At 40.8% G+C, this 21,682-nt stretch carries 28 protein-coding genes; 18 read left to right on the forward strand and 10 right to left on the reverse strand.

Translation table 11 applies throughout. The features are described from left to right. Positions 1-214: 214 nt before the first annotated feature. The 3 genes from E2491_RS00600 (at position 215) to E2491_RS00610 (ending at position 2,208) form a co-directional block, all read left to right on the forward strand. Positions 215-1,285, forward strand: coding sequence for a C45 family autoproteolytic acyltransferase/hydrolase (locus tag E2491_RS00600; protein WP_134371482.1), 1,071 nt, complete (start codon positions 215-217; stop codon positions 1,283-1,285). 58 nt (positions 1,286-1,343) lie between these two features. Continuing rightward, on the forward strand, positions 1,344-1,547 hold the full coding sequence (locus E2491_RS00605; RefSeq protein ID WP_134371484.1) for a DUF6501 family protein: 204 nt from the start codon (positions 1,344-1,346) through the stop codon (positions 1,545-1,547). A gap of 235 nt (positions 1,548-1,782) precedes the next feature. Further along, a complete protein-coding gene (locus E2491_RS00610; RefSeq protein WP_134371486.1) occupies positions 1,783-2,208 on the forward strand; it encodes a Rok-like winged helix domain-containing protein in 426 nt (141 codons plus the stop codon). A gap of 45 nt (positions 2,209-2,253) precedes the next feature. Here E2491_RS00610 and E2491_RS00615 read toward each other — a convergent pair whose 3' ends face one another. Then, on the reverse strand, positions 2,254-3,045 hold the full coding sequence (locus tag E2491_RS00615) for an ion transporter (RefSeq protein WP_134371488.1): 792 nt from the start codon (positions 3,043-3,045) through the stop codon (positions 2,254-2,256). Between the two features lie 146 nt (positions 3,046-3,191). On the opposite strand from E2491_RS00615, the gene E2491_RS00620 reads away from it, so the two are divergent. Both E2491_RS00620 and E2491_RS00625 read left to right on the forward strand, forming a co-directional pair. Continuing rightward, the gene (locus E2491_RS00620) at positions 3,192-4,070 is read left to right on the forward strand and encodes an ATP-binding protein (protein ID WP_134371490.1); all 879 of its coding nucleotides are present in this window, start codon (positions 3,192-3,194) and stop codon (positions 4,068-4,070) included. 9 nt (positions 4,071-4,079) lie between these two features. Then, positions 4,080-5,996 carry a vWA domain-containing protein gene (locus E2491_RS00625; RefSeq protein ID WP_134371492.1) on the forward strand — a complete coding sequence of 639 codons (1,917 nt, stop codon included), beginning with the start codon at positions 4,080-4,082 and terminating at the stop codon, positions 5,994-5,996. Between the two features lie 211 nt (positions 5,997-6,207). On the opposite strand, the gene E2491_RS00630 is transcribed toward E2491_RS00625, so the two are convergent. Together E2491_RS00630 and E2491_RS00635 are read right to left on the reverse strand one after the other, a co-directional pair. Continuing rightward, the gene (locus E2491_RS00630) at positions 6,208-7,392 is read right to left on the reverse strand and encodes a toxic anion resistance protein (protein WP_134371494.1); all 1,185 of its coding nucleotides are present in this window, start codon (positions 7,390-7,392) and stop codon (positions 6,208-6,210) included. 25 nt (positions 7,393-7,417) lie between these two features. Continuing rightward, entirely contained in the window at positions 7,418-8,038 is a 621-nt protein-coding gene (locus tag E2491_RS00635; RefSeq protein WP_166805750.1) for a 5-bromo-4-chloroindolyl phosphate hydrolysis family protein, read from the reverse strand. A gap of 275 nt (positions 8,039-8,313) precedes the next feature. On the opposite strand from E2491_RS00635, the gene E2491_RS00640 reads away from it, so the two are divergent. Both E2491_RS00640 and E2491_RS00645 read left to right on the forward strand, forming a co-directional pair. Beyond that, positions 8,314-8,628 carry an ArsR/SmtB family transcription factor gene (locus tag E2491_RS00640; RefSeq protein ID WP_134371498.1) on the forward strand — a complete coding sequence of 105 codons (315 nt, stop codon included), beginning with the start codon at positions 8,314-8,316 and terminating at the stop codon, positions 8,626-8,628. Positions 8,629-8,711: 83 nt separating this feature from the next. Then, positions 8,712-9,053 (forward strand): DUF1033 family protein, encoded by a 342-nt coding sequence (locus E2491_RS00645; protein ID WP_134371500.1) that lies wholly within the window; start codon positions 8,712-8,714, stop codon positions 9,051-9,053. Positions 9,054-9,089: 36 nt separating this feature from the next. Here E2491_RS00645 and E2491_RS00650 read toward each other — a convergent pair whose 3' ends face one another. Continuing rightward, positions 9,090-10,211 carry an AI-2E family transporter gene (locus E2491_RS00650; protein WP_371414439.1) on the reverse strand — a complete coding sequence of 374 codons (1,122 nt, stop codon included), beginning with the start codon at positions 10,209-10,211 and terminating at the stop codon, positions 9,090-9,092. Between the two features lie 118 nt (positions 10,212-10,329). On the opposite strand from E2491_RS00650, the gene E2491_RS00655 reads away from it, so the two are divergent. The 4 genes from E2491_RS00655 to E2491_RS00665 all read left to right on the forward strand — a co-directional run bounded on the left by E2491_RS00655 (position 10,330) and on the right by E2491_RS00665 (position 11,850). After that, positions 10,330-10,608 carry a DUF1232 domain-containing protein gene (locus tag E2491_RS00655; protein WP_134371502.1) on the forward strand — a complete coding sequence of 93 codons (279 nt, stop codon included), beginning with the start codon at positions 10,330-10,332 and terminating at the stop codon, positions 10,606-10,608. 222 nt (positions 10,609-10,830) lie between these two features. Continuing rightward, on the forward strand, positions 10,831-11,031 hold the full coding sequence (locus E2491_RS00660; RefSeq protein WP_039809180.1) for a cold-shock protein: 201 nt from the start codon (positions 10,831-10,833) through the stop codon (positions 11,029-11,031). A 123-nt stretch (positions 11,032-11,154) separates the two neighbouring features. Beyond that, entirely contained in the window at positions 11,155-11,301 is a 147-nt protein-coding gene (locus E2491_RS17400) for a hypothetical protein (RefSeq protein WP_166805751.1), read from the forward strand. Positions 11,302-11,397: 96 nt separating this feature from the next. Continuing rightward, the gene (locus tag E2491_RS00665; RefSeq protein WP_134371504.1) at positions 11,398-11,850 is read left to right on the forward strand and encodes a YkvA family protein; all 453 of its coding nucleotides are present in this window, start codon (positions 11,398-11,400) and stop codon (positions 11,848-11,850) included. Between the two features lie 37 nt (positions 11,851-11,887). On the opposite strand, the gene E2491_RS00670 is transcribed toward E2491_RS00665, so the two are convergent. Continuing rightward, on the reverse strand, positions 11,888-13,492 hold the full coding sequence (locus E2491_RS00670) for an ABC-F family ATP-binding cassette domain-containing protein (protein ID WP_134371506.1): 1,605 nt from the start codon (positions 13,490-13,492) through the stop codon (positions 11,888-11,890). A 163-nt stretch (positions 13,493-13,655) separates the two neighbouring features. Here E2491_RS00670 and E2491_RS00675 point away from each other — a divergent pair, with 163 nt between their 5' ends. Beyond that, a complete protein-coding gene (locus E2491_RS00675; RefSeq protein ID WP_134371508.1) occupies positions 13,656-14,258 on the forward strand; it encodes an alpha/beta hydrolase in 603 nt (200 codons plus the stop codon). A gap of 138 nt (positions 14,259-14,396) precedes the next feature. Further along, a complete protein-coding gene (locus E2491_RS00680; RefSeq protein ID WP_134371510.1) occupies positions 14,397-14,777 on the forward strand; it encodes a PadR family transcriptional regulator in 381 nt (126 codons plus the stop codon). A 30-nt stretch (positions 14,778-14,807) separates the two neighbouring features. On the opposite strand, the gene E2491_RS00685 is transcribed toward E2491_RS00680, so the two are convergent. Continuing rightward, the gene (locus tag E2491_RS00685) at positions 14,808-15,995 is read right to left on the reverse strand and encodes an LL-diaminopimelate aminotransferase (RefSeq protein WP_134371512.1); all 1,188 of its coding nucleotides are present in this window, start codon (positions 15,993-15,995) and stop codon (positions 14,808-14,810) included. Between the two features lie 157 nt (positions 15,996-16,152). Between E2491_RS00685 and E2491_RS00690 the strand changes: the two genes are divergently transcribed. Genes E2491_RS00690 through E2491_RS00700 form a run of 3 tightly spaced genes read left to right on the forward strand, consistent with a single transcriptional unit; the run spans position 16,153 to position 17,671 of the window. After that, positions 16,153-17,019, forward strand: coding sequence for a CvfB family protein (locus E2491_RS00690; RefSeq protein WP_134371514.1), 867 nt, complete (start codon positions 16,153-16,155; stop codon positions 17,017-17,019). A gap of 15 nt (positions 17,020-17,034) precedes the next feature. Beyond that, complete coding sequence (locus tag E2491_RS00695) at positions 17,035-17,463, forward strand: hypothetical protein (RefSeq protein WP_134371516.1); 429 nt, start codon at positions 17,035-17,037, stop codon at positions 17,461-17,463. A 13-nt stretch (positions 17,464-17,476) separates the two neighbouring features. Continuing rightward, positions 17,477-17,671, forward strand: coding sequence for a hypothetical protein (locus E2491_RS00700; RefSeq protein ID WP_134371518.1), 195 nt, complete (start codon positions 17,477-17,479; stop codon positions 17,669-17,671). A 197-nt stretch (positions 17,672-17,868) separates the two neighbouring features. Here E2491_RS00700 and speD read toward each other — a convergent pair whose 3' ends face one another. After that, positions 17,869-18,696, reverse strand: coding sequence for an adenosylmethionine decarboxylase (gene speD / locus E2491_RS00705; protein ID WP_134371520.1), 828 nt, complete (start codon positions 18,694-18,696; stop codon positions 17,869-17,871). Between the two features lie 141 nt (positions 18,697-18,837). Then, on the reverse strand, positions 18,838-19,467 hold the full coding sequence (locus E2491_RS00710; protein WP_166805752.1) for a metal-dependent hydrolase: 630 nt from the start codon (positions 19,465-19,467) through the stop codon (positions 18,838-18,840). Between the two features lie 170 nt (positions 19,468-19,637). Between E2491_RS00710 and E2491_RS00715 the strand changes: the two genes are divergently transcribed. Continuing rightward, positions 19,638-19,793, forward strand: a complete 156-nt coding sequence (locus tag E2491_RS00715) for a lmo0937 family membrane protein (protein WP_134371524.1) — start codon at positions 19,638-19,640, stop codon at positions 19,791-19,793. Positions 19,794-19,839: 46 nt separating this feature from the next. Here the strand turns inward: E2491_RS00715 and E2491_RS00720 are convergent, their stop codons facing one another. Beyond that, positions 19,840-20,775 (reverse strand): LCP family protein, encoded by a 936-nt coding sequence (locus E2491_RS00720; protein WP_134371526.1) that lies wholly within the window; start codon positions 20,773-20,775, stop codon positions 19,840-19,842. A 168-nt stretch (positions 20,776-20,943) separates the two neighbouring features. Here E2491_RS00720 and msrA point away from each other — a divergent pair, with 168 nt between their 5' ends. Next, positions 20,944-21,477, forward strand: a complete 534-nt coding sequence (gene msrA / locus E2491_RS00725) for a peptide-methionine (S)-S-oxide reductase MsrA (protein WP_134371528.1) — start codon at positions 20,944-20,946, stop codon at positions 21,475-21,477. 43 nt (positions 21,478-21,520) lie between these two features. Here the strand turns inward: msrA and E2491_RS17405 are convergent, their stop codons facing one another. Then, positions 21,521-21,682, reverse strand: coding sequence for a hypothetical protein (locus E2491_RS17405; RefSeq protein WP_166805753.1), 162 nt, complete (start codon positions 21,680-21,682; stop codon positions 21,521-21,523).

Here is a 21,682-nt window from a genome sequence, read left to right on the forward strand (position 1 = left end):
TAATGGAATATTCTAATAATTCCATTAACCATATTATACGCTCATCTTAATGTGTCATCAACAGCATTCCACGATTGTTACTGAATTGTATTATTTACGTTTTATTTTTGTTAATTGTGTCGAAGGCCCATCAAATCAGTATGTTTTTGTCTGCATTCATAGTGGAAACGAAAACGCCGGTACGACATAATTAGATTAAAAAGGACATGATCTTATGCAGCAGTTTCACATAGATGTGATTAAAGGAAGGGGTACCTACTTTGAACTAGGGGAACAGGCAGGTAGATTATTTCAACGGACCCCTCTGTACCATTTTCACTTAAAACGGCGTGACCGCTCAAAAAAAGCGTATCGCACGGATGAAAAAATAGCGAAGTCTTACTTTGATCAATTTTCACCCGGGCTGTGGAATGAACTTGAAGGACTCAGTTCAGTCATGGAATGGGATACTTCTGAAGTGATTCACGAATATTCCGGCTGGCAGCAGGACTGGAAAAAATCAGGCTGTTCAGTACTCATGAAGGATGGCTATTTTGCCCGTAATTATGATTATCACCCTAAAACATATGAGGGCAGGCTGATGATCTGGCAACCTGAAACAGGTTATGCCTCCGTTGGGATTGCAGGAAGGATGATAGGAAGAATTGATGGAATGAATGAAAAAGGACTTTGTGTAGGCTTTCATTTTGTTAACAGGAAAAACCCCGGTAAAGGCTTTACGTGCTCTATTATCGCACGCTTTCTGCTCGACAGCTGTTCAACCACAGATGAAGCCATAGCGATGCTAAAGGAAATTCCTCATCGGCACGCATTTAATTACACGCTTTATGATGCGCACGGGAAACATGCTGTTGTGGAAGCTTCCGCACTCGGGGTCGCCGTCCGTAATGAGGAAATGGATACAGCCTGCACAAATCATTTTGAAACCTCCATAAAATCATCGGAAAATCGTTATCAGCTGAAGGAATCCATCAGCAGACTTCATACGATCCATCAGCAGGGTCAAACAACACATGCCCCATTGGAGGCATTTAAAAAGTTCAATGATCCTGCATATGGGATTTTTAAAAAGAACTATGGAAGCTGGGCAGGTACGATTCATACAGCGGTTTATCAGCCTTCAACTTTAAAAATGTTTTTTGGGGCCGGACAGAATGCAGTTCCCCTGGAAATCGATTTTGGAAAGTGGCTACAGGGAGAGCGTTTTCCTGTAACAAAAGTTTTCGGCAAAATTGATTCTGCAGAAGCGTTCAGTCACGTTAATCAACCTTCATCATCTTCTTGATGAGCGAATGGTTAAACGATATACTGATCATACAAAGAAATGAAAGGGGTCTGAATAAATGATTCATCTGGACTGGGAAAAGCGTGAAACTATTAAGCAGGTTAAGTGTATACACGATAACGCTGCAAAGTACGTTGTTAATAATGTACTGACGGTAGGAAAAACATATGACGTAAAAAATGAAACCGAGGAATTTATCTTTATTATTGATAATAGCGGTAAGATCGGCGGTTTTTACAAAGACTATTTTGAAGCTGTATAAAAAGCTGAATCATGAACAGAAGAGGCCCTGGATGCGGCCTCTTTTATATTTTAATATCTATCAATATACTGATAAACATGCCCGTATATATTATTTTACATAAAATGTCAAAAACTTAGAAAGACTGATATACCAGGAGTTTATGACCACATTGGTCAAAAATATTTCTTTTCATTCATTTTCTTTCAAATTATAATGAATATATACTAATTTGATTTATTGAGGAGAGAACCGAATGTTTGATGAAAGAACGGCTTTGAAAATCAGGCTCGAGCAAATGATTGATTCTGAAGAGCGGATCCTAAACGAGTTCAGAAAAGAAAGAGAAGCCATTCTTACAAGGCTGCGTGAGCTGGATAAAGAAGAAGGCCTTGCTGTTTCCTCACAAATGACAACAGAAGAGAACCATCCAATGCCGGCTACTGAAAAACCTCGTAAAGTTAAGGATATTGGAAAATCCAAAAGGATGCATGAAGCAGCATTTACCATCCTGAAAAGCACTCTTGAGCCGATTAAAGGGACAGATATTCAGGACTTTATCGAAAAAGAAACAGGATATAAAGTTGCCAATATTACAACCTTTATGAAAACGATACAGAAAAAAGACGCGAATGTGAGAAAACTTGATCGCGGTCTTTACATTTATGAGCCTCAAAACTGATTTTTAACAAAAAGGCATGGACGATGATCCCGTCCATGCCTCTTTTTAAGTACGCCGATTATCCTTTAGCAGTTGTTTAATCTCAGCTAATTCTTTTTGAACTTCAATGAGCTTTAAATCGGCAGGTGAAGGATTCTCTTCCTGAGAAGCTTCTTCTACATTGTTGACAACTACCCCAACAAATAAGTTAAAAATAACAAACGTGCCGATTAAGATAAATGTTACAAAAAACCACCATGCAGATGGATCTTCCTCAAGTATCGGCCTCATAACACCGCTTGCCCACGACTCGAGCGTGACAACCTGAAACAGGCTTAACAACGAAGCATGAAGGGAACCAAAATACTCAGGAGCGACATCCTGAAACAGCATCGTTCCAATTACACCATAGATATAAAAGAAAATGCCCAAAAGCAAAAGAATCGTACCCATTGATGGAATCGTCATTAAAAGCGCGTTCACCATTTTCCGGAGAGAAGGAATGACAGAGATCGCTCTCAGCACCCGTAACACACGCAGAATACGCAGGACTGTGACATAATGTCCCCCCGTAACGAGATGACCGCTTGCGACAATAATAAAGTCAAACACATTCCATGGTTCTTTGAAAAATGAGCTGATTGACTTGCTTCCTATCAGCCTGATCAGGATTTCTACTGTAAAGATCCAAAGAAGCACCCTGTCAGCCAGAATAAAAAGATTCTGATTTGATATGTAAATGGAGGGATACGTTTCAAGTCCTATAATCACCGCATTCAACAATATTAAGCTGATAATAATTCCTGTAAACGGCTTGCTGTCTGCTAAATTTCTGCAGAATTCCCGAAATTGATTCATCTATTTAAAACTCCTTTCGCCCTCATTTTACGCATGAGTTCATAGACTGTCTACGTAAAACCATGAAGGTCACACAAAAGTTGAAAATACCGTGTAAACAACGATAGAATGAATCATTGAGTAATTACTTAAAAAGGATGATGTACATGACGAATATTTTAGATCAGTTACCTGAAGAGATTATAAATATGATTAAAAAAACACCTGAATTTCCTGAAGAGGATAAAGGAAGAATAGGCAACGGCGGGTATACCTCAGATGATCCCGCCATTTTAGAAGATGCGGTAGTCAGTATGGCTTTGAAAAAAAATATTTTATTAAAGGGGCCTACAGGGTCGGGTAAGACAAAGCTGGCCGAGACCATCAGCTCCATTTTCAATCAGCCGATGTACAGCATTAACTGTTCTGTTGACCTTGATGCAGAAGCCATGCTCGGCTTTAAAACCATTGAACAGGTCGATGGGAAATCTGTCATTACCTTCGTTGAGGGTCCTGTTATTCAGGCGATGAAAAAAGGGCAGATCCTTTATATTGATGAAATCAATATGGCTAAGCCGGAAACACTGCCAATACTCAATGGGGTACTTGATTATCGCAGAACGATTACGAACCCTTTTACAAATGAAGTGATTCAGGCAGCGGATGGGTTTAAAGTCGTAGCGGCCATTAATGAAGGATATGTAGGAACCGTGCCTTTAAATGAAGCGCTAAAAAACCGCTTTGTCGTCATTGATGTGCCATACATTTCAGGAGAAACACTTAAAACAGTTATTAAGAATGAAAGTCAATTGAGAAACGACTTATTAATTGATCAATTTATTCAGCTGTCAGGAGACTTATTAACCCAGGTGCAAAATGGACAGGTATCTGAAGAAGCCGCTTCGATTCGTGCGCTGCTTGATACATGTGACCTGGCTCTTTACCTGCCGCCAATGAGAGCGGTACAACGGGGGATCACTGATAAACTTGAGGATGAACGCGAACAGGCAGCAGTCAGAAATATTGCAGAAACCATTTTTGGATGAGGTGTTGGTATGCAGCGTTTTATTCAGTTTAATGATGAAAACATTAATTCGTTTCAGCTCATGCAGCTGATTGACCTCGCCAAAACGTTAACGAAAGAAAAAGAAATGACTGTTGAGTACAGCCCGAGTAACTATTTAGATGTGCCTGAAAATACGATATTTGTAAGCCATTTCTGGGACCATCGTTCAGCTGAAGAAGAATGGCATGGCCTGATCTCTGACGTTTATCTGCGTGGAGAAGGTACATTAAATCATTCAGATGTTAAAGAGATAAACCGCTTTATCGCGTTTACAAAAACACTGTCCATATCATCTTTTGCTAAGCAGCTTTTTATGGTGATTGAGGACTTGAGAGTCGAAGAAATTGTAAAACTGAAAAGAGGGGGAACAAAGAAAGCTTTTTCAACGAGAAGAAGGCTTTATCGGAAGTACTTTGAATCACAGTTGAATGTACACTTAGTAAAAGGTGTCACAACAGATGCGTTATTTAATCTGCTGTACCTTCATATATTTGCAGAAACACCCGTTGCTGACTGGCCTGATATTCATCCGGATGTTAATCGGGCAAAACCGTATCTGACACAGCAGATCGAACGGTCACATGAGGTAAAGACAACAGCAGGTGTGTCGTCAATCTGTCGCAATGTATGTGAGGTACTTGATGAGCTGTTACGTAAAGATATGCTTAATGAGTACTTTCATCTTCCGGAGAAAACCATGAAGGATTGGGAAGAGGGTCTGACCTTTGATGATCTTAAAAGAAAAGATCCCCTTGTAAATGATGATACCGAAAAAGAAAAACCTGACGGGGAAGAGGAAGCCGTAGAGGAAGAATTTAAAAGCTGGCATAGGGAAACAGAGGAAAAAGGAGAGTCGTTCCTCCAGTTTGATCTTGAGGCCGGAACAAAAACCTCTATCCAGGCAGACGCAGCACGTGAAGGTGATGACCAGGAGCAGGCGTTAGGTTCCGTTCAGGGCAGTACGAAGAAATCCTCTAAAAATCAGTTTGATCAGCAGGAAGTGGAACGTAAACTGGAGGAAAAAAATGATGGAGGATCAGGTCAATACGGTAAAGATAATGAACAGGCTTATGCCATTTTTGAAGAAGCGGGACCATCATCAGCAGATGATCAGGTTCATTATCAGACTTATCGTAAAGACATCACCCATTATCAGAAAAAACTTCAGAAAATGATTGAAAAAACGCTTGATCATAAAAAAACACTGCCAAGAACGCACCTTGTCAAAGGAAGGCTGAGCAAAAAGCTGACCCCGTTTTTTACAGATGAACAGCCTCGTGTTTTTTATAAGAAAAATGAAGAGTCACCAAAAATAGATGCGACTTTCACATTGCTGCTCGATTGCTCCGCTTCAATGTATGACAAAATGGACGAAACAAAAAAAGGACTCGTACTCTTCCATGAAGCATTAAAGTCAATTCAGGTTCCTCATGAGATTACAGGATTCTGGGAGGACGCTGCAAAAGCAGGTAGCAGTAAATTCCCATCTCATTTGAAAACAGTGATCCCTTATGAGCAATCTATTTATTCTCAAAATGGAGCGGCAATCATGCAGCTTCAGCCGGAGGAAGATAATCGTGATGGATATGCGATCCGTCTAATGACAGAAAGGCTTGTCAGAAGGACTGAAAAACAGAAGTTTCTGCTCGTATTTTCAGATGGTGAACCGGCAGCGGCTGACTACAGCCAGAACGGGATCCTTGATACGCATGAAGCCGTATTATCCGCACGCAAGCAGGGCATTCAGGTTATGAACGTTTTCCTGTCAACATCTGAGATCCCTGAATCCCAAAAGCAGATTATCCAGAATATATATGGGAAGTACAGCTTATTTGTCCAGGATGTACAGGAGCTTCCGGATGTACTTTTCCCACTGCTGAAAAGGTTGCTTATTAAGAGTATTTAAGACCGGAAAGAATATCAGTTTTTAAATAAGGTCATAATGCCTGATAAAAGGAGACTTTAACATGTATCCATTTCACCAGGCACTTCTTGAAGATATGATCCGGTTTAACGAGCAGCTGAATCAGGAGCACTGGAAAACAGTACGACGAAGATTTCCAAAATCGAAAAAGCAGTCATAAAAACAGCCCGGCAAAAAATGCCGGGCTGTTTTTTTATCGGTTATTATTTTTCAATTGCAGAAGCTGCTGTTTTAATTCAGCCTCCATAGACTGTATTTCTGTTTCAGCCAATCGGCGTTTCTCACGGCCCTCCTGCTGGATACGGAGCGTTTCTTCAAGTGTTTGTACAAGATTTGCCTGTGTTGTTTTTAAAGTTTCGATATCAACAATGCCACGTTCATTTTCTTTTGCTGTTTCAATACTGTTTGTTTTCAGCATCTCTGAATTTTTCAACAGAAGCTCATTCGTCGTCTTCGTTACCTGTTTCTGAGCCTCAACCGCACGCTGCTGCCTGAAAAGAGTAAGTGCAATGGCGATTTGGTTTTTCCATAGAGGGATTGCTGTTAAGATGGAAGCCTGAATTTTTTCAGCCAGTGCCTGATTAATATTTTGTATCATCCTGATCTGTGGCGCACTCTGGATCGTAATCTGTCGGCTTAACTGCAGGTCGTGAATTCTTTTATCGAGCCGGTCCATAAACTGCATCATATCGTTTACTTCCTGATAAGCCATCTGATCATTGCTTTGTTCAGCTTTTTTACGCAGAGCAGGAATGACTGACTGTTCAAGCTCGTCCCGTTTCAGTTCGGCTGCGGCAATGTATATATTAAGTGCCTGAAAGTAGGCTTTGTTCTGATCATACAGCTGGTCAAGCATCTGAATATCATCCATCAGTGATTTCTTTGAATGGTCCAGTTTGACACTGATCCGGTCTACTTGAGCCCCAACCTTCTGATACTTCGATAAAATTTCATTTACCGAGCTGCTGACCCTGTTAAACAGCTTTGAAAAAACATTTTTTTTCTCGTTGGACAGCTCGTCCGGATTGATCTGTTCCAGCCGGTCCATTAATTCCTTCAGAATATCGCCAATAGGCCCAACATCTTTTCTCTGAACATGGTCGAGCATAGAGTGTGAGAAGTTCGAGAGTTTGGATTGAGCAGCTGTCCCGTATTGAAGAATGGATTGGTGATCACCCGGGTCAATTTGCTGTGAGATTTGTTCTGCCTGTCTCCGGTCCTGTTCAGACAGCATATCAGCCATTCTTTTCGGTGCCGGGGATGTCTTTGTTTCATTCACATTGACAAGCTCCTGGTCGCCAAAAGGGTTTGACAGCAGGTCATCCATCATTGTGTTTTTTTCTTTTAAATCCGTAGTGTACTGATTTTGATCCGACATAATCGTTCCTCCCTGTATAAAAGTCTTATGATTTCTGTTCTATTGATTTTTTGGCCATATCAAGCTCGATGCGAAGCGTATCAATATCGTTCGACAGCACTTTCATTAAATCTTCTTCAAGAGAAGAGTTTAATTCATGTAACGTTTTTCTTGTCTCCTCTAGTGATGACAGTACTTCCTTGTTTTTTACTGGTTGAGTAACAAGCATTGTATATTTGTCGGTTAATTCAACCGCAGAGTCAAGATGGTAAAAGAAAAACTGCTCGGAGGCATAAAAACGTTTAGGATCTTTTTTAACGATCGAAAAAATCCGTCTTGAAAACTTAATCATATCATTCAACTGTCTCATCGCAGATAACGAACGAATCTGAAACTGCTTACCCTGAAGTCTGGAAATTTTCTTTTGAGCTTCTTTCAGGTTTTCATGAATATATTTATATTCCTGACGGGTGAGTCCGTAAGATCGCAGCAATGACCTGTTTTGGAAAAACTTCATCGTATAAAACGGAATGATACCTCCGCCAAGTCCAAGTAAGGATGCCTCCCAAAACTCAGCATTAAACACAAATAAAGATGTCAGCCAGGTCAGGCTCGCTGAAGGAAGCGATATCCCAAGGCGGGCAGCTAAATATAAAAATGGTTTCATCTCCATCTTCTCCTTAAAAAGACTTCTTATGTCGTTATACGTACAGCGGCAGAATAAGTTTCATCCATGTACACTTCCTCTTATTACATTGTCTACTATTCGGTGATTTCATTCAAGCAGGGGCTATCAAAACACCAAAACAGACTTAAAGACTATTAAAAACGAAAAAAATACCAACTTCGATAGTTTTTTTTCATTTCTATGTATATAATAATAGTAAATAGGTAATAATATAAGTCATAAGTTTTATATTTTCAGGAAGCGAGGGTCACTGCATGAGTCAATTTTACTTCTTTGCTGATGAGGTTGCTGATATATATCGCCTGTTCGGCGATCGCACACGCCTTATTATGGCGAAAAAAATGGCACAGGATGACTGGACTGTATCTGATTTCGTTCATCTTTTCGGAATCAGCCAACCTTTAGTCAGCCAGCACATCAAAAAATTAAAAGATGCGAATCTGATCAAAGAACAGAGGCAGGGGAAGAGAATTCTCTACCGGCTTGATCACACCGCCCAATTTTACCCACTCGTTCTAAAGATCATTGAACCTGTAAAAAACGGTGAACTTGATCAAGTGATGGCATAATCAAACATGAGCATATCCATTCCTTTTTCACCGATCCTTCTGTACACTTAAGTTAGCACTTATACAGAAAGGCGGTGCTGGCTATGTGGCGTATTATCCAGTTAAAGAGTGATGCAGAGCCCTGGTGGTTCCTGGAGGGCTGGGAGCAGGATATTACACAGGAGTGGAACACAATTGAAAAATCAGAGGCATTCGACCTTTTCCGTGATCGGACAATTGAACTCAGGCAGGCATGCAAACATGTGCGTGTGAAGAGAGGGACCCAGTTCGCCTACTGGAATGATGACGATTTCTTCTTTTGTGAAGATTGTGATGATGATTTGCAGATTTACTACGGTCTGCTTATTCTGCACAATGATAAGCCATACACAACAAATCAGATGAATGATGATGAAAAATCTTTTTTTGAAAAACTGATTGATTAAAAAAACCGGAAAGCAAATTTGCTTTCCGGTTTTTCCTTATACCATTTTACTTTTCTTTATTTTTTTCTCATCGTATTGTCTTCGGATCGTAACAAACCTGTATGCGTTAACAACAATGGCTTTACCTACTGCATATGTCGGAACAGCCATAATCAGACCAAGCAGACCACCAAAGCTTCCAGCGACAAGCAGCAGAAAAATAATGGTTAGCGGGTGAACCTGAAGCTTTTTCCCCATTACCTGAGGAGAGATCAGGTTACTTTCAATCTGCTGGGCAGCAATTACCACGATAATGACGAGTAAAGCGGTCAGTGGAGATTGAATAAAACCTACAATTACTGCCGGGATGGTTCCAATAAATGGTCCTACAAACGGGATTACGTTTGTCAGCATTGCTACGAGTGCTAAAACGATGGTGTATTCCAGCCCAATGATCAAATATCCGATATAGAGCAGTACACCTACACAGAAACTGACAATCAGCTGTCCCTGAATATAAGAACTTAAAGCAATATCCATATCCTGAAGAACCTTTCTGCCTTCCGGACGGAACTCTTCAGGAGTAAAACGCAGAAACTGCTCCGGAAGTTTCTGTCCATCCTTCAGCATATAAAACAGAACAAAAGGAATCGTCACAATTACAATCGCAATATTGGTAATGACTCCGATGATGGACATCAGGTTTGAACCGATCGAATCCAGTGAGCCCTGCAGGTAACCTGCAATCTGCTCTGTAATATCCTGAATCGAAAAGTCCTGCTGTTCCTGGATACTTTTAAACCAGTCGGACTGAACTAAGTTCATCACAACTGCAGAAAGCTCATTAAAGATAGTTGGGATATTATCCACCAGTGAATTAAACTGTCTTGAAAGTGGAGGCCCCACAATAAAGACAACTCCGACAATCAGCCCAATTCCTGCAAGATAGATCAGCAGGATGGCTATTCCTCTTGGAATATATTTTGCCACGAGCGCAACGACAGGTCTTAAAAGATAGTACAGTACCCCTGCAATTGCAATAGGTGCAAACAATGTAGTGACGATCACCACAATAGGTGTGAAGATAAAGTCTACAAGGTTTGCAAGATAAATGATCACCAGGATCGTAATTAAACCAAATCCGAACCTGAACCATTTTGATTTCGCCAATTCATTCAAACTGTTTCCCTCCGTCTATGTATGATTGTCATTATCATACATCAGGAAAAAGAATGATGCGAATAAAATATGAAACTTTCATCGTCTTTTCTCGTAAATTAACAAGGAGGGATGAACAATGCCAAAATTTTTATCAAGAGTACGGTTTCTATTCACACTGAAAAAATCATTTCCGTTTTTAAAAGACTATTTTACTTCACGACACGTTCATCCAATGAAGAAAATCATTCCGGCTGGACTGGCTGTCGCATATCTTTTACTTCCGATTGATCTGTTACCTGATTATCTTGGCATAATTGGTTTAACAGACGATTTGGCAATCGTGACATTTTTGCTCCAGTTAACCGTCAAAATGGCCCCGGAGGAGCTTGCAGTGCGACACAGGCTGCTTAAATAAAGGTCAATCAGAAAAAAAAGGAATTTAATCCTCTGAATGTGTTTGACATTTAATTCGAAGGATGTATAATAAGGATAACAAGTCAATAGCAATGATACCTGCATGATAAGATTCACATATTACAAAGAGTGATCGGAAAGCACGGTACTTTTTGTAATATGTGAATTTTTCTTTTGTGGTAAGTTTGCATATTGTCAATTTATTTTTTGGAGGTTTTTCATAATGAAAACTGGTACAGTAAAATGGTTTAACGCAGAAAAAGGTTTTGGATTCATCGAAGTTGAAGGAGAAAACGACGTATTCGTACACTTCTCAGCAATCACTGGCGAAGGCTTCAAGTCTCTTGACGAAGGCCAGCAGGTAGAATTCGAAGTGGTTGAAGGCAACCGCGGACCACAAGCTGCTAACGTTGTAAAACTGTAATTGTTGATATAAAAACCGCTCTGCTTCGGCAGTGCGGTTTTTTTTACGCTCAATTTAAACATTCACACTGCCCATACACGCTTTCACCAGTTGAATACACTATTCGAAAGGGGGCAGAGGTGTATGGATAAAAAAGCAAAGGTCGAGAAAAAGGAAGAGTCAAAGGAAAGAACACATCCGTTTGATTCCTTTTGGGATTTCAGAAAACAAAAGGCAGAAGCTGAAAAAATAGAAGAGATACCTGAAAATAAAAAACCATTCTGGTGGTAAACCATCAAACCTGCTATTCTTTGAGCAGGTTTTTTTATGATTAAATTTAATTTATTCAGGGAAAAGGGAGGTGTATACAAAAGGAGTGAAATCAACATGAATGAAACGAAAAAAGAGCAGGAAAATTTCTACTTTACTCTTCGTCATAAGATGGATCAGTTTCTGCAATCCAAAACAGGACGCAATCACAAATATGCAAAATACCTGCTGTTTGCACCGGATATTTTTTATCTGCTTATTCAGGTAGTAAGAGACCCGCGTGTTTCAGGCAAAGACAAAGCCATGGTGGCAGGTGCCATCAGTTATTTTATATTGCCTGTAGATCTTATTCCTGAAGGGTTAATTGGTCCGGGTGGTTTTATTGATGATCTGGTTGTGGCATCATTTGTTCTTCAGACTATCGTTAATAATCTGTCTCCGGATATCATTCGTGATCACTGGGCCGGAGATGAAGACGGACTCGCTATCATTAATAGGCTCTCAGCACTTTCTGATAAAGTACTGAAAAAGGGAACACTGCCAGGTCTGTTAAAAAAATTTCAGAAATAATCATGAAAAAAGACTGCCCTTAAAGGCAGTCTTTTTGTTACTGTGCTACTCGTTCTTTATTCCATTCAAGAAACTCATCGTACGTTAATTGCTTATCGATGATTTTGCCATCCGTGATATCGATAATCCGGTTAGCAATCGTCTGAACGAACTGATGGTCATGAGATGTAAAGATCATCGCACCTTTGAAATTGATTAATCCATTGTTTAATGCCGTAATGGATTCAAGGTCAAGGTGGTTAGTCGGTTCATCAAGCAGGAGAACGTTCGCTTTTTTCAGCATCATACGTGAAAGCATGCAGCGTACTTTTTCTCCTCCGGAAAGGACTGAAGGCTTTTTGCGCACTTCTTCACCCGAAAACAGCATTCTCCCGAGGAATCCACGAAGGAATGTTTCACTTTCATCATCAGGACTGTACTGACGTAACCAGTCCACAAGATCAGACTCCTGACCCTGGAAATACTCTGAATTATCATGAGGGAAGTAGGATTGTGAGGTCGTTACACCCCATTTAAAGCTTCCGCTGTCAGGTTCAATTTCACCCATCAGAATACGCATCAGTGTCGTCTTAGCAATTTCATCTGTTCCGACAAGTGCAATTTTATCATCTTTATTCATCGTAAAGCTGACATTATCAAGCACCTTTACGCCATCGATCGTTTTACTGATATCTTTTACCTGTAACACATCATTACCAATCTCACGTTCCAATTCAAAATTCACGAACGGATATTTACGGGAAGATGGTTTAATATCATCCAGGCTGATTTTATCAAGCATTTTCTTACGTGATGTTGCCTGCTTAGATTTAGAAGCATTGGCACTGAATCGTGCGATAAACGCCTGTAGTTCTTTAATTTTTTCTTCTTTTTTTCGGTTTTGGTCAGACATCATTCTCTGAGCAAGCTGGCTTGATTCATACCAGAAGTCATAGTTACCGACATAGATCTGAATTTTACTGAAATCAAGATCCGCAATATGGGTACAAACCGTATTCAGGAAGTGACGGTCGTGAGAAACAACAATAACGGTGTTTTCAAAATTGATCAGGAAATCTTCAAGCCATTGAATAGCCTGGATATCAAGACCGTTTGTCGGCTCATCCAGCAGAAGTACGTCAGGCTTACCGAATAGCGCCTGTGCCAAAAGAACTTTAACCTTTTCAGATCCGGTCAGCTCAACCATCTTTTTATTAAAGCTTTCTTCCCCGATTCCAAGACCCTGAAGAAGAATGGCCGCTTCAGACTCTGCTTCCCAACCGTTTAACTCTGCGAATTCACCTTCGAGTTCAGCAGCTTTAATGCCATCCTCATCTGTGAAATCCTCTTTCATATAGATCGCATTTTTCTCCTGCATGACTTCATACAGGCGTGCGTGACCCATCAACACAACATTCAGGACTTCTTCTTCTTCGTATTCGAAATGGTTCTGTTTCAGGACAGCCAATCGTTCATTCGGCCCCATAGAAACGTTACCCGTCTGAGATTCAATTTCACCTGATAAAATCTTCAGGAAAGTGGATTTTCCGGCACCGTTGGCTCCAATTAATCCGTAACAGTTCCCTGGTGTAAATTTAATATTAACATCTTCAAACAGCTTGCGGTCTCCAAAGCGGAGACTGACATCTGATACTTGTATCATTGCTTTATCCCTCCATGCAAAACATATCAATACATTATAGCACTTATTAAAGAGAAGTGGAAAATGATTTCCGACACTAACCGATTTTAAATATTTTTAATTCGAGATAATTTACGGTAAGATGATGAAAGATACGCAAATGAATGGAAAGGTGGAATAAAGCATGCATCATATTTATAAAGAAGGGGCTTCAAATAAACCGGTCCTGCTGTTATTGCACGGAACAGGCGGTACAGAACAGGATCTCCTACCGATCGCACAGATGATTGATCCTGAAGCTTCCGTTCTGAGTGTTAGAGGAAATGTATCGGAAAACGGGATGCCGAGATTCTTTAGAAGAATCCGCGAAGGGGTCTTTGATATTGAAGATTTGAAAGCAAGAACGGTAGAGTTACATGAATTTATTGGTGAGGCAGCAGAGAAATACGGATTTGACAGAAATAATGTACTGGCGATCGGCTATTCAAACGGTGCCAACATTGCCGGCAGCCTGCTGTTCCATTACAGCGACTCACTTAAGGGTGCTATCCTTCATCATCCAATGGTTCCGCTGCGAGACCATAAACTGCCTCAGTTGACAGACGTACCTGTTTTTATCGGAGCGGGTAAAAATGATCCAATCTGTCCTCCGGAAGAAACAACAGATCTTGATGCACTGCTTTCAGAAGCGGGAGCAAATGTGGAGGTTAAGTGGTATCAGAGAGGGCATCAGTTAACTGAAGAGGAAGTAATCGATGCGAAAAAGTGGTATGACTCAAACGGATAAAAACTGTTAAGTAACCTGATGACCGGCGAGTGGTCGATGCAGGAGATCTCAGACAGCATTGCAAAATAAAGCCTGCATTACGCAGGCTTTTCCTGTATAATCATAACCAAACGTATGATCGTATAGGGAGGTTTTGGCATGAGTAAACATAATCCGAAGAAATTCGCACTGAACATGAGTGCATCGCAGTTTACGAAGTTTTATATCCTTCATCTGCTGTCCATTCGTCACTCCGGCATGATCAGCGAGCATTTTAAAGCTGAATTCAGAAAGATTGGCGGCAATTGGGAGCCTGCGCCAAGTACGCTTCTTGATGCGCTTCATGATATGACAGAAGAGGGGCTTCTTCACCGTACCGATGATTATAAGTCACATGAGAAAAGGCGACAGAAGGTATACTGGTATCGTTTAACGGATCAGGGGAAAGAGGAGTTCTCTCTGATGAAAAAGCAGTTTCTGCCACTTTTTGAAGAACAGAAACGGATTATTGAAAACATATTACAGACAGTATTTAAGTAAAAACGGGCCCCTGTATGTGGGACCCGTTTTTTAAATGTGATTTAAAGTTTGTTTAGAAAAGAATGTCTCACCGATCTTTTTTGCAGCCTCAGTGAGCTTTCCTTCATTTTGAACTAAAGCAATCCGGACATACCCTTCTCCTGAAGGGCCAAACGCATGCCCAGGTGTAATCACGACATGACACTCATCCATGACGGAGATCGCAAAATCCATTGAAGTCATATCAGCAGGAACCGGCGCCCACATGAACATCCCGCCTTCAGGTGAAGGAATATCCCAGCCATATTGTGCTGCGGTTTGTACAAATGCATCACGACGCTTCTGATAAATTTCACGTGACTGAGAGCAAAAAGCCTGACCCTCCAGCAGCGCTAAAATGCCTGCCTCCTGCATCGGACGAAAAACACCGTAGTCAAGGTTTGATTTCATACGGTTAAACTGCCTGATAATCTCTGCGTTTCCTGCAAGATAGCCAATACGTCCTCCGGCAAGGTTGAAGCTTTTTGATAAGGAATTTGTTTCAACACCGACATCCATTGCGCCTTCCATCTGTAAAAAGGAAATCGGCTTTTTCCCATCGAAGTATAACTCTCCATAGGCGAAATCATGAATAATCAGGATGTTATATCGTTTAGCAAAAGCGATTGCCTGCTGATAAAATGCTTCTGTCGCCTGAACCGGGACAGGATTACCGGGGAAATTCAAAATCATCATAGACGTTTTTTCAGCAACTTCTTCAGGAATGGCTTTTAAATCAGGAAGAAAGCCGTTCTCTGTCTTGAGCGGCATATAGTAAGGTACGGATTCGGCCATCGCAATACCTGCATCATAAGCCGTATAACCCGGATCCGGAACAAGCACGTAATCTCCGGGGTTTGAAAACACCATTGGAATATGTACCAGTGCATCCTGTGATCCCATAGATAAAAGAACTTCTGTATCAGCATTCAGACTGATTTGATAGTTTTGTTTGTAATAGGTTGTAACGGCCTGATTAAATTCTTTGATGCCGGTCAGTGTATAACCGTAAGCCTCGTCATCACGAACCGCTTTTGATAAGGCATCTTTAATAAAATCAGGAGGCGACAGATCCGGACTGCCTATACTTAAATCGATCATGCTGCAGCCTTGTGCGATCTTTTGCGCTTTATAGGCAGACAATTCACTGAAAATCAGCGGTTGAAAGCCTTTCATACGATTTGCGAGAGAAATTTTCATCTCCTGATTCCTCACTTTCATGCTTTAATCTTCAACATTGTACCAAAAAGTGAGACAATAGAAAATGAATGGCCACCTTATTCACGGGATAACCTGTACAGAACAACAGGTTCATGATAAATTTAATCAGTTATCGAAAACAGGAGGAACTTAAAAAATGAATGAACAGGAATCAATTGGCGGAACGGTTCAGACACTCACAGTCGCGTCTGAAGCACCGTTTGGCTTTTATTTAACAAGAGGAACGGAAGAATATCCTTTAAATGCATCAGAAATTCATGAAGAAGTAACAGTCGGAGATACGAGAGAATTTTTCCTCTATCCTGACCGAAGAGGACGGATTACAGCATCCACGCTGATTCCGAAAATCAGAAAAGGCGTATATGGCTGGGCTAAAGTCATAAAAGTAAACGAGCGTGACGGAGCGGCACTTGATATCGGTATTTCCCGTGAAGTAACCGTTCTGCCCGAAGACCTGCCTGCAGCAAAACACGTATGGCCGGAAGCGGGAGATTATTTGTATATCACACTCCGCACAGACCGCGCTGGACAAATGTTTGGCCGACTGGCAACAGAGGAAGTGGTTCAGGTGCTTTCAGGACGTGCTGATGAGGACGTTCATAACAAGGAACTGAAAGGACGCCCATACCGTCTTCTTAAAGTTGGTACATTTGTATTAACAGAAGAAGGATACCGCTGCTTTATCCATGAGTCCGAGCGCAGTGAAGAACCCCGCCTTGGACAGGATCTCACTGTCCGCGTAATCGGAGTGAAAGACGACGGAACACTGAACGGTTCATTGCTGCCGCGTAAGCAGGAAAAAATGGACGACGATGCGGAAATGATCCTTGATTATCTTCTGAGCCGTGGTGGTTCCATGCCGTTTGGTGACAAGAGTAACCCGGAGGAAATCAAGCTGATTTTTAATATGAGTAAAGCTTCTTTCAAACGTGCACTCGGCCGTTTATATAAAGAACGTAAAATCATCCAGAAAGACGGGGAAACTCATCTCGTCAAGGAATAGAAGGGAGCGGGAGAAATGAAACTGGATCTGACAAAAGAACAGTATCGTGAGCTTGTTGGGGCAATGTTTCTTTCTGACCTGGTCAGACATTCCATGAAAAACAGTCCTGAAGATCATTCTGAATCGTTTATTGAAGCTGAACAGGCATTGTATTCACAGCATGATCTATTCGATGAGACAGAACGCATTGAGAAAGATGAAGAATCAGGCGTGTTTTTACCGACACTGACGCTTGAATCTGAGCAAATGACATACTTAAGAGACTATGAACAGGCTATTTTAACTGACCAGATTGCTGCAGTACTTGCCAGAAACGCCTGGGAAAAAGAGGTACAGAGCGGAGAGGTCACAGAAGAAGCTGCTGTTAACAGACTGATCGAACTTGAAGATCATTTTCATGCATTACTTGAAGAAAAAGGATTATCAGCTCTTACCATAAAATAGAGGAGGCTGTTCATTGATCAGAATTCAGCCGGCGATGATTGCCATTAACATTATTTTTGCTGTCGCATTCATCATTTGGAGTATACAAAGATATTCAGAAAATGATTTAACCATGGCAGCAATGCTTGGAATCATCGGATTGATTAATGGATTTATTGCTGTTAAACGATACAGAATCGCCAGAATGCATGATCAGGGATCAAAATAAAAAATGGGCCGGAATTGGCTCATTTTTTATTTTGTCTCACTATTTTTAGTATACTTTTGAAATGAGACACAATCAGGATTACTTTATTGACTTCCTATAATATATATTATGTAAACTAAAAACAAAAGACAACAAACCGGTATTACACACTTTACTTCTCTTCTATCTTCAAAAAATAAACCGCCAATGATGACGGTTTATTTTTTTTCACGAGGATGAGCTCTCATATTCTTGCCGTAAAAGATTTCATCCATCTCTATTTTCAGTTTTTCTGTGATTTCCTCGATTTCATCTCGATCCAGCGAATCCTTGCGGTAACCAAATAAATAGTTATTCAAGTCAAATTCTTTCAATTTACACTTCGTGTGGAAAATATTTTGCGGATATACGTTTACATCAATCATATCGTATTCGTCTTTAATTTCTTCCGGAATAAAGTTCTGGATCGAATTAATATCGTGATCAATAAACAGCTTATGGCCATCTACATCACGCGTAAAACCACGTACACGGTAATCCATTGTCATAATATCCGTATCAAACGAATGAATCAGATAGTTTAGGGCTTTTAGCGGAGAAATCTCACCGCAGGTTGACACATCAATATCTGCTCTGAACGTACTGATCCCTTCATGCGGATGGTATTCAGGATATGTGTGTACCGTAATATGACTTTTATCTAAATGAAGGGCTGCTGTTGATGGCAGCGGTCCCGGTGATTCCTCAAAGGATTCATTCGGCACCTCAACAATCGGACCTTCAGATACAAGAATCGTCACACTCGCACCCTGTGGGATGTAATCCTGCTTTGACACATTTAATACATGCGCACCGATAATATCTGCAACGTGTGTCAGAATTTTAGTCAGACGATCGGCATTATACTGTTCATCAATGTATTCAATATATGCTTCACGCTCTTTTTTTGACTTTGTATAACAGACATCGTACATATTAAAACTCAGCGACTTGGTTAAATTGTTAAATTCATGAAGCTGTATACGTTTTTCCTGTGTAAGTTTCATTCCCATAACTCCTTTAATTCATACATCGCTTTATTTTGTATTCATACCCGGATGACTTAAGTCTAAACGAATATGAGTCTTATCATACCATTCTTTTACTTGCGATGCATGAATCGTTTATCGCTCTGACCATTGTAACAGTCAGAACTCCTTATTCATCAGTGGCTGCAGAAGCTTTACCCCTTTTTTGTTAAACGGAAGCATTTTCATGTCCAGAAGTATATGGCTTAAGTAGCCCAGTGTACATACCGTTAATATTCCATTAATCATCAGGCTTTTTTCTAACTCCCATGCTATAAATGCAAATACAGCAAGACCAATCCAAGTATGGGTAAGTCCCCTGTGAGGAAGAAATGAGCAGATTATCGTGAAAAGCCCAAAATACAGAAGCCAGTCTTCACTGTAAAACCAGCCGATTCCCGTAAGAACTCCACCTGACAGCATGACCATAAAACGCTGTTTAATCAGGAAACGCGGAGCAATAATTAAGGATAATGCAACTGCAATACCTGCAACCATCCAAACTCCTTGCAGCATGACGAGACTGTATGTACCAAGCAGAACACCGATAGAAGCCAATGTATACCATAACCATTTTCTGTGCAGTGATATTCTGTTAGATAGCCTGCCGTTTGTATCCAGATCAGGCGCCAGCGCTGATACACTGCCTAGCAGGATCAAAAGACCGGTGGCAGCAGGTGCAGCGTCATACAGGACCGCCGTTCCCAGACCTATTGCTGTTCCAGTAACAGCATGTGATGCACCTTTCATATTCTTCATCCTTTGTCTTTAATTTGTCCTTCCTTATTATAGCGAACATATGATCGAATAGCCACGAAATTCGCCTGCTTTTAAGGAATTATTCCATGATCAGGGTTATGAATTTTCTTACAGGGGTAAAGATAGATTGATATGACAATTTTTGAAAGGAGGAGATTTCAATGATGAGAATTTTATGGTGGATTATTGTGATCCTAATCGTTGTATGGCTGGTCGGTTTACTTTTGGATTTTGCTGGCGGTATTATTCATATCCTAATCATTATCGCGATTATCCTGATTATTTATAATCTGATTACAGGTAGACGAAAACTTTAAAGAAAGACCCCATCCGGTGTAACTGCCGGATGGGGTCTCTTATTTGTTATTCACCAAGAAAATCCTTTAATTCCTGCCTGTTTGTCTCCCAGTCAAGTTCAAGTACTGAACCTGCCCCTTCATACGTTGGTGTTGTGTAGGAGCCTTCCACAGGGATCGTTTTCCTTTCAATTTCTCCACCGCCACTGATTAAAATACGTGACAGCAATTCAATCCCTTTTGCACTCGACATGCTGGTCTGAATATAAGGCTGTGCTGTACCCATCATTTTTGGCGCTTTCATGACTCCACTGACACTGACTGCGTGGTCTTTTACAGCTTCAATAACCTGCTGCTGTCTTCTTACGCGGCCAAAGTCTCCTTCACTGTCAGCACGGAATCTGGCGTAGCCGAGAAGCTCCTGTCCGTTCAGCTTATGAACGCCTTCAGTCAGGCTGACGCCAATTTTTTCTGACATATCCTTTTCAACATCAATTTCGATACCATCCGGTGCCATGGCATCCACGACGCTTTCAAAGGCTTTAAAATCAACGAGCATATAATGTTCCACGTCAATGTCAAAGTTCTCTTTAACCGTTTGTCTCAGAAGCTCAGGACCCCCAAGGTAATAAGCTGTATTAAGCTTATATCCTCCATATTCCGGGATCTCCGTGTAAATATCTCTCATTAGAGAAACGAGCTTAATGGTATCTGTCTCTCCATCCCACTGGGCAATCATCATCGTATCAGAACGGGACTGCTCTTCCCCTCTGCTGTCAACACCAATAAGCAGGATGTTCGTTTTACCGTCAGCCGTCTTTTGACCGTTAAAAGAATCTGAATAGTCCGTTTCAAAAGGCTGTGCCCCTTTTGAAGCCTGTAGACCCAACCAGTATTGAGTGCCCGCAAAACCGCCGGACACTAATATAAATAAAAGAATAAAGGCCATCAAAACTCTGCCTTTTTTTAATTTTCGTTTTCGTCTTTTTACTCTTGTTTCCATAATGCCTCCTGGAAAAATAAAAGTAGTTTCTGATAGATTTGTCGTTTATCATCTATCATTCGTTACACTTTACTCTTCTTTTTTAAATAAATCAATCATTTTCATTATGAAACGGGATTGTGGTGATGATAGAATGAGAGGAACATTATAAAGGAAAGGTTGATCAGAATGGCATTAGAAAAAGCAACATTTGCCGGAGGATGCTTCTGGTGTATGGTAAAACCGTTTGACCAGTACGACGGGATTGAGAAAGTCATTTCGGGTTATACTGGCGGACATGTTAAAAATCCAACCTATAAGGATGTTAAAACCGGTGAATCCGGCCATCAGGAAGCTGTTGAGATCACATTCGATCCTGATGTTTTTCCTTATGATCAGCTGCTTGAAATCTACTGGCAGCAGGTAGACCCTACAGATGATGAAGGTCAGTTTCAGGACCGCGGTCCTTCCTACCGCGCAAGTATCTTTTATCATAACGAAGATCAGCGGGTAAAAGCAGAAGCCTCGAAACAGGCGCTTGCCAATAGCGGACGGTATAAAAAGCCGGTCATTACGCCGATCGTACCGGCTGCTGAATTTTATTCGGCAGAAGATTATCACCAGGACTTTTACAAGAAAAATCCTGAAGAATACAAAGAAGACCGTGAAAAATCCGGTCGTGATGAATTTATACAGGAACACTGGAGCAAAACCTCCAAATAACAAAAAAGTTCAACCGTTTTTTAGACGGTTGAACTTTTTTAAATTATAAACTGAACATCAGCCAGTCGAATACAAACCACAAACCAACCATACCGCCGGCTAGACTGAGAAACAGAATAATGACATTCCTCTTTTCATGCTCAATTCTCAGCTGAAACAGAAACGTCAGGATACAGATCACAAGAAGTATAATGCCGAAAAACAC

The sequence above is a fragment of the Jeotgalibacillus sp. R-1-5s-1 genome (genome assembly GCF_004405105.1).
Classification (GTDB): domain Bacteria; phylum Bacillota; class Bacilli; order Bacillales; family Jeotgalibacillaceae; genus Jeotgalibacillus.

Coding starts and splice junctions, on each gene's coding strand:
- E2491_RS17400 (WP_166805751.1), top strand. CDS start 11,155: ATGGATAAAAAAGCAAAGGTCGAGAAAAAGGAAGAGTCAAAGGAAAGA.
- E2491_RS00720 (WP_134371526.1), bottom strand. CDS start 20,775: ATGGAAACAAGAGTAAAAAGACGAAAACGAAAATTAAAAAAAGGCAGA.
- E2491_RS00630 (WP_134371494.1), bottom strand. CDS start 7,392: ATGTCGGATCAAAATCAGTACACTACGGATTTAAAAGAAAAAAACACA.
- E2491_RS00615 (WP_134371488.1), bottom strand. CDS start 3,045: ATGAATCAATTTCGGGAATTCTGCAGAAATTTAGCAGACAGCAAGCCG.
- E2491_RS00695 (WP_134371516.1), top strand. CDS start 17,035: ATGAAACTGGATCTGACAAAAGAACAGTATCGTGAGCTTGTTGGGGCA.
- E2491_RS00625 (WP_134371492.1), top strand. CDS start 4,080: ATGCAGCGTTTTATTCAGTTTAATGATGAAAACATTAATTCGTTTCAG.
- E2491_RS00655 (WP_134371502.1), top strand. CDS start 10,330: ATGCCAAAATTTTTATCAAGAGTACGGTTTCTATTCACACTGAAAAAA.
- E2491_RS00610 (WP_134371486.1), top strand. CDS start 1,783: ATGTTTGATGAAAGAACGGCTTTGAAAATCAGGCTCGAGCAAATGATT.
- E2491_RS00690 (WP_134371514.1), top strand. CDS start 16,153: ATGAATGAACAGGAATCAATTGGCGGAACGGTTCAGACACTCACAGTC.
- E2491_RS00670 (WP_134371506.1), bottom strand. CDS start 13,492: ATGATACAAGTATCAGATGTCAGTCTCCGCTTTGGAGACCGCAAGCTG.
- speD (WP_134371520.1), bottom strand. CDS start 18,696: ATGAAACTTACACAGGAAAAACGTATACAGCTTCATGAATTTAACAAT.
- msrA (WP_134371528.1), top strand. CDS start 20,944: ATGGCATTAGAAAAAGCAACATTTGCCGGAGGATGCTTCTGGTGTATG.
- E2491_RS00680 (WP_134371510.1), top strand. CDS start 14,397: ATGAGTAAACATAATCCGAAGAAATTCGCACTGAACATGAGTGCATCG.
- E2491_RS00605 (WP_134371484.1), top strand. CDS start 1,344: ATGATTCATCTGGACTGGGAAAAGCGTGAAACTATTAAGCAGGTTAAG.
- E2491_RS00675 (WP_134371508.1), top strand. CDS start 13,656: ATGCATCATATTTATAAAGAAGGGGCTTCAAATAAACCGGTCCTGCTG.
- E2491_RS00640 (WP_134371498.1), top strand. CDS start 8,314: ATGAGTCAATTTTACTTCTTTGCTGATGAGGTTGCTGATATATATCGC.
- E2491_RS00660 (WP_039809180.1), top strand. CDS start 10,831: ATGAAAACTGGTACAGTAAAATGGTTTAACGCAGAAAAAGGTTTTGGA.
- E2491_RS00710 (WP_166805752.1), bottom strand. CDS start 19,467: ATGAAAGGTGCATCACATGCTGTTACTGGAACAGCAATAGGTCTGGGA.
- E2491_RS00645 (WP_134371500.1), top strand. CDS start 8,712: ATGTGGCGTATTATCCAGTTAAAGAGTGATGCAGAGCCCTGGTGGTTC.
- E2491_RS00685 (WP_134371512.1), bottom strand. CDS start 15,995: ATGAAAATTTCTCTCGCAAATCGTATGAAAGGCTTTCAACCGCTGATT.
- E2491_RS00635 (WP_166805750.1), bottom strand. CDS start 8,038: ATGAAACCATTTTTATATTTAGCTGCCCGCCTTGGGATATCGCTTCCT.
- E2491_RS00665 (WP_134371504.1), top strand. CDS start 11,398: ATGAATGAAACGAAAAAAGAGCAGGAAAATTTCTACTTTACTCTTCGT.
- E2491_RS00715 (WP_134371524.1), top strand. CDS start 19,638: ATGATGAGAATTTTATGGTGGATTATTGTGATCCTAATCGTTGTATGG.
- E2491_RS00620 (WP_134371490.1), top strand. CDS start 3,192: ATGACGAATATTTTAGATCAGTTACCTGAAGAGATTATAAATATGATT.
- E2491_RS00600 (WP_134371482.1), top strand. CDS start 215: ATGCAGCAGTTTCACATAGATGTGATTAAAGGAAGGGGTACCTACTTT.